Annotated in this window: 1 protein-coding gene; it reads left to right on the top strand. The window is 69.2% G+C overall.

Translation table 11 applies throughout. The annotated features are described in order from the left end of the window. The first annotated feature begins 9 nt into the window (after positions 1 to 9). The gene (locus N7I30_RS14575) at positions 10 to 6,399 is read left to right on the top strand and encodes an apolipoprotein A-IV repeat region-like domain-containing protein (protein WP_498639797.1); all 6,390 of its coding nucleotides are present in this window, start codon (positions 10 to 12) and stop codon (positions 6,397 to 6,399) included. Positions 6,400 to 6,893 lie beyond the last annotated feature (494 nt).

The raw sequence follows: 6,893 nt of genomic DNA, 5'->3' as shown, positions 1-6,893 counted from the left end.
GGCATCGCCATGAATGGCGAGACCTTCCTGTCCAGCCTCGACGGCGCGTTCGAGGAACGCCTGCGCGAGATCGACGAGCGCTCCAACGGCTTCGTCGGCCGCCTCTCCGACGTTGGCAACGACATCACCGCCCGCCTCTCCGCATCCGGCGACGCGGTCACCGGTCTCCTCAAGGCACGCGGCGAAGCGGTTGCCGGCGAGAGCGAGAAGTTCCTCGCCGACCTGACCGGCGTTCTCGACGATCGCGCCATCGGCATCGCCATGAATGGCGAGACCTTCCTGTCCAGCCTCGACGGCGCGTTCGAGGAACGCCTGCGCGAGATCGACGAACGCTCCAACGGCTTCGTCGGCCGCCTCTCCGACGTCGGTAACGACATCACCGCCCGCCTCTCCGCATCGGGCGATGCGGTCACCGGCCTCCTCAAGGCGCAGGGCGACGCGGTCGCCGGCGAGAGCGAGAAGTTCCTCGCAGACCTCACCGGCGTTCTCGACGACCGCGCCATCGGCATCGCCATGAACGGCGAGACCTTCCTGTCCAGCCTCGACGGCGCGTTCGAGGAACGCCTGCGCGAGATCGACGAGCGCTCGAACGGCTTCGTCGGCCGTCTGTCCGACGTCGGCAACGACATCACCGCCCGCCTGTCCGCATCGGGCGATGCGGTCACCGGCCTGCTCAAGGCGCGCGGCGAAGTGGTCGCCGGCGAGAGCGAGAAGTTCCTTGCCGACCTCACCAGCGTTCTCGACGACCGTTCGCTCGGTCTCGCGATGGACAGCCAGACCTTCCTGGCGAGCCTCGACGAGGCGTTCGAGACCCGCATGCGCGAGATCGGCGAGAAGAACGGTCTCTTCCTGTCCAGCCTGACCGAGGACATCGACAGCCGCCGCAACCGGCTCGAAGAGGAATCCGGCCGCTTCCTGCAGACGTTGGAATCGAGCCTCGGCGAGCGCACCGAACAGGCCGCGCGGATGCTGTCCGACACGTCCAGCCGCACCCTCGGCGATCTCGACAGCCGCCTGGCGGCGATCGATCACACGCTGACCGAGACCGGCGGTTCGCTGGTTGCCACCATCGAGGCGCGGGCCGAGGCCGTCGACCGGTCGACCGACCGCGTTTCGCAGGTGCTGGCCGAACGCTCGCAGGAGTTTGCCGGCGCCCTTGCCGAGCGCTCGCGGGAGATCATGGACGCCTTCGAGCGCGGCCATACCGAACTGACGATGCGCGCCGGCGATGCCGTGACGCTCAGCCAGTCGGCACTGGAGGAACGCACCGGCCAGCTCCGCACCCTCTTCGACGAGCGGATTGCGGGCCTCAACGCCATCATGGACGAACGCGCCGGCATGCTTGCGGGTACGCTCGACGATCGCCTTCTCGCCTTCGATCTCGCCAGCGACAGCCGCGTCGAGAACATCCAGGCGCGGGCCGGCGAAATGGATGCCGCGCTCGAGCGGACCGCCGCGCGCCTCGAGGAGCTGCTCGGGCAGCGCCGCGAGGAAATCGAGGCCATGGTCGAACGCAGCGCCGAAGGCCTGCGGGCCGCCCTCGACGGGCGCGTCGGCGCCATCGAGAAAAGCATTGCCGACCACAGCGAGGACATCGAAGCCGCCTTCGCCTTCTCCCAGCAGAGCCTCATCGGCAGCCTGGACGATCGCGGAGCCTCGCTCACCCAGGCCATCGAGGCGACCGTCGCCAAGATGGAAAGCCTCGTCGGCAGCGCCCAGGGCGCCATGGCCGAGGGCGTCGACGAGAAGACCCGCGAAATGGCCCGTCTTCTCGACGAGCGCCGCGAGGCCATCGAAAGCCTCGTCGCCGACAGCCGTGACGGCCTGGTCAACGGGCTTGACCAGCGGATCGACGCTATCGCCAGCCTTCTGGCCGACCGGGTCGGCCGCTTCCACCAGTCGCTGCAGTCGGAATCCGTCCGCTTCATCAGCGGGCTGGAGGAACAGGGCGGCCGCCTGATCGGCGACATCGACGCCCGGACCGGTAATTTGACCGCCGGCCTCGCCGATCGCATCGCCGCCAACCAGACCCAGATGGCAAGCGCGCAGGATGCACTGCTCGCCGGTCTCGACGACCGTCACGCCGCCATCCGCACCACGCTCGACGAGCGCACCAGCGTCCTGCGCTCACTGTCGGAAGAAACCCACGGCGCCCTTCTCTCGGCGCTCGACGAGCGCATCGCGGGTATCACCGGCGGGTTCGACGACGCCGTCCGCCAGGTGGCGGACGACCTGTCCGAGCGGGTTCAGGCCCTGCGCAACGTGGTCGAGGAATCGCGCACCGCGATCGTCGGCGACGTCGACAGCCAGACCGAGCGCCTGCGCCAGGAAATGGCCGATCGGACCCAGTCCTTCGGCGACGACATCGCCATCAATGCCGGCGCGCAGCTCGTCGCGATCGAGAATGCCCTGTCCATGGTCGTGGAAGGGCTCGAAGAGCGCACCAGCCATCTGCGCAGCGCGGCCGAATCCGTCGAGGCGTCGCTGGGCCAGAGCCTGGACGGCCGCTTCGACCGGATCCGCACCGTCATGGAGCAAGGCCGCGACAGCCTGATCGGCGAACTCGACGGCCGCACCTCCACGCTGAACGAGGAAGTCAACGAGCGCGTCATGCGCGTCACCGAGGGCCTCGATGCCCGCACCGCCGCCATGCGCGGATTGCTGGAGGAAGCCCGCACCGTCCTCATCGACGGGCTCGACGAGCGGATGGCCGCCATCCACGGCATGGTCGACGGCTCGCAGAACTCGATCCTCGACGGCCTCGACGAACGCACCGCGCGGATCAGCCAGGAATTCGAAGCCGGCCGCACGTCGATCGCCGCGGCGATCGAAGAGCGCGTCAACGGCATGACCGAAGCGCTGTTCGAAGCCGACATGCGGCTGTCGGCGGCCCTCGAAGAGCGGCGCGACAGCCTCGCCTCGATCGTCGAGGAGGCCGCACGCTCGGCTTCGGCGACCCTGGGCGACCGGGCCGACGACGTGCGCCGGGCCATCGAGCAGAGCGTCGGCGACGTCTCGACCTCGCTGGAAGCGCGCCGCGACGACCTGCTCAGCGCGCTCGAATCGGGTTCCAGCAACCTGACCGGCGCCATCGACCAGCGCTCCGACGCCATCTCGTCGGCACTGGAGCGCGGCCTCGGCAATGTCGAGCGCACCCTCAACACCTCGACGGCCAAGATCGCCGACTCGCTGCGTCACGCGATCGCCGAGGCGACAACGGCCATGAGTCTCGAAGCCAGGCAGGCCCGCGAAGGCCTCGAAGGCGAAACCGCGAAGATCGCCGAGAGCGTCTCCGGCATCGACCGTCTGTTCCAGGCCTCCGGCGAGGAAGCACGTCTGCGCATTGCCGGCGAGGCCGATCGTCTGGCCGAGCGGCTGGCATCCCTCGCCGACGATCTGGCGGGCCGCGCGGCCGAAGCCAGCACCACGCTGGTCGGCGAAGGTGGCCGGATCGCCGAGAACATCAGCGGCGCCGCCGAGGTCATCCGCTCCCTGTCGGAGCAGTCGCGTTCGCGCTTCGCCACCGAGGCCGAGGAACTGGCGCGCTCGATCACCGAGATCTCGGGCACCCTGCGCAGCGAGACCGAAGAGGTCCGCGAGAGCCTGGCCGGGCAGCGCGTTGCGCTGGCCGACAGCCTCTCCGGCATCACCACCACCATCGCCAGCGAGTTCGAGCGCAACACCCGCGACTTCGCCGCCCAGTTCGGCGAGGCCAGCGAGCAGATCCGCTCGGCCGGCGACGAAAGCCGCCAGCGCTTCGTCTCTGACGCCGGCGCGATCGCCGAGCAGGTCGAAGCGGCCACGGCACGCATGCGCGAAATGACCGAAGCGGCCGAAGTGGCGCTGCGCGAGAACACCGAAGGCTTCACCCGCCGCCTCTCGGGCGCCTCCTACCAGATCCGCGGCGAGACCGAACGGGTCGCCGCGACCCTGGAAGAGCGCGCCGAACGCTTCAGCGAGGAGCTTGGCGGCGTCACGACTCAGCTCTCGGAAATGCTGGCCAGCAACGCCCTGCGCGGCGAACTCGAAGAGGCGACCCGCCTCATCCGCGACGAGCTGGCCAATGCCTCGCAGTCGATGCGCGACGGCGTCTACGCCGTGGCCACGCAGCTGCGCGGCGATGTCGACAACGCCTCCCAGACCCTGAGCCGCGACGCCGAGAGCGCCCGCGAGCTGATGCTCGCCCAAGGCGGTGAACTGGCCAGCCAGTTCGCGTCGATCTCCGCCGCGATCCAGCTCGAGACCGAGCGGGCCCGCCAGGAGCTTCTCGACAGTGCCGGCTCGCTGGGTCAGGACCTGTCGACCCGCATGGGCGAAGCCGACCGCATCATCGCGGCACGGGCTCGTGTCATGGGCGAGGATATCGACGAGCGGACCCGCACCCTCGCGACGCTGCTCAGCTCGCGCAGCGCCGAGATCAGCCGCATCCTCGACGAGGAAGCCCGGCCGGTGTTCGAGCGCCTCGGCGAGAACGGCACCGAACTCGCCCGGATGATCGAGACGACGACGCGCGACGCGTCCGACAAGCTGCGCAGCGAAAATGCGGCGCTGGTCTCGGCCCTCGGCCGCCGTGCGAGCGAAGTGGTGGAAACCCTCAACCGCTCCTCCGGCGACATTATCGGCAGCTTCGAGGAGAAGACCGCCAGCGCCGTCGGCGCCGTGTCCGACATCCGCGACAGCCTGCAGCAGGAGATCGGTTCGCTGGTCGGCCGGCTGTCCCAGACCAGCGGCTCGCTGCGCGGCCTCGTCGACGAAGCTGTTGAAAACCTCGGCGCGATCGATCAGACGCTGCGCGAATCCGGCGCCCGCTTCAGCCAGGAGACGGAGGAAGCCTCCAACTCGATCTCGCTGTCCTCGCGCCTCCTGGAGAGCAATGTCGAACGTCTCGACAAGCTGTCCATGACGGCCTTCTCCAAGGTCTCTGCGATCGCCGACCGCTTCCAGGATCACGGAACGGTCCTCGGCGAGGCGGTCCGGCTCATCGAGACCGGCGAAGCCAACCTCCGCGCGACCCTCGAAGCCGGCCATGGCGGCATCGAGGAACTGTCGGCAGGTCTTGTCAAGCGCTCCGAGGAGATCGGCTCGCTGCTCCATTCCTTCGAGGAACTGATGGGCGGCCTGTTCGATCGCACCGAGCAGCGTTCGCGCCTCATCTCCTCGCGTCTGTCGACCGAGATGGGCGAGACGCTGGTCGAGGCGGACCGTCAGCTTCAGACGACGGAAGAGCGCTCCCGCGCCACCGCCGAGGCGATGCGTCAGGCGATCCAGTCGGTCATCGAGGACGCCAGCGCGCGCTTCGACGGCGCGACCGCGGAGATCCGTCGCACTGCCGAGGAAATCCGCCAGGAGCTGGAAACGGCGCGCGCCGACATCAAGCGCGGCGTGTTCGAGCTGCCGGACGAGGCGCGCGAGAGCACCGAGGCCATGCGCCGTGCCGTCGCCGACCAGATCCGCGCCCTGCGGGACCTGTCGGATGTCGTCTCGCATTCGGGACGCGCCTTCGACGTGTCGAGCCGTGGCCCCGAGCGGAGCCAGTCGCCCGCCGAGCCGCGGGCCCGGACCGCGGCGCCGAGCTACAGCCAGTCCGCACCGCGGCAGTCGGCAGCGGCCGCCGTGGCACGCCAGCCCGAGGCCCCGGTGTTCACCGCCGAGGAAGAGCAGGATGTGGAGGACCAGATCGCAGCGTCCTTCATGACCGACGGCAATCTGGCGCACGATCTGCGTGGCTCGAACTACGACACGCCGCCGCGTGCACAGGCCCCGGCCGCCGAGCCGCGGAGCGAAGCCCCGGCCCGTACCGCACCGGCACCGGCGCAGCAGCGCACGCCCGCGGCACCGCTGCGTGCTCCGGCCCGTCCCGTCGCATCGGCACCGAGCGCTGCGCGCAGCGAGCCGGCCGCCGATCGTGGAACCGGCGAGCCCGGCGGCTGGGTCTCCGACCTTCTGCGCCGCGCGTCGCAGGATGAGGATGACAACGCGCCCGTCCAGCCGGCAGCACCTGCCGCGGGCCAGGACCGCAACCCGACGGCGCCGGAAGGCCGTTCGCCGGACCATGTGGTGGAATCCCTGAACTCCCTGTCGGTGGATATCGCCCGGGCGATCGACCACAAGGCGTCGATCGAATTGTGGGAGCGTTATCGCAAGGGTGAGCGCAACGTCTTCACCCGGCGCCTCTACACGATGAAGGGGCAGCAGACCTTCGACGAGATCCGCCGCAAATATCAGCGGGACACCGAGTTCCGTGCCGCGGTCGATCGCTATATCGGCGACTTCGAGACGCTTCTGGCCGACATCGCTAAGAGCGACCCGGACAATGCCCGCAGCCGGACCTACCTCACCTCGGACACCGGCAAGGTCTATACGATGCTGGCCCACGCCTCGGGCCGCTTCGACGTCTGATCCAGGCGAACAGGCAGCCGCCATCCGGCGGCTGCTTCCAACACTTCCTCGGCCACGGACGATTTTTTCGTTCGTGGCCGAAGTTTTTTTGGCGGGTCGAAGGCGCCCAGCCGCGCTCCGTTAAGAGCTGAGGCCACTCCCGAAGGCGCCTGGGCGCCAGCGAACGGCCTGCTGCCGCCGCTACAGGGTCGTCGCCAACAGGCACACAACGGCGCGGTGCTCACGTCCGGCGGCCCTGCCGGCGTCCACAGCGCGGCGTCGGCGTTGCAGATAGCAACCAGTGCTGTCCCGCCCGCAATCCCCTCGGATTCCGGCTTTCCCGTGCAGATCCCACCATCGAAAGCCCCGGCGGACCCGGCGCCTGGCGACCCGTCCCGGGCGCAGCCACCCCGCTATCCGCCACCCTGACGCGTCTGCGCAAGTTGCCGGCCCCGCCGGCGTGGTTGCCGAAAGGCAAACGACGACGCTGCAATTTGGCCTGATAGCTTCAACAT

Origin of the sequence: Aurantimonas litoralis (assembly GCF_026153195.1) — a bacterium.
Taxonomy (GTDB): domain Bacteria; phylum Pseudomonadota; class Alphaproteobacteria; order Rhizobiales; family Rhizobiaceae; genus Aurantimonas; species Aurantimonas coralicida.
The sequence above is the reverse complement of the archived record's forward strand: the minus strand, read 5'-3'. Positions and strand labels throughout refer to the sequence as shown.

Coding starts and splice junctions, on each gene's coding strand:
- N7I30_RS14575 (WP_498639797.1), top strand. CDS start 10: ATGAATGGCGAGACCTTCCTGTCCAGCCTCGACGGCGCGTTCGAGGAA.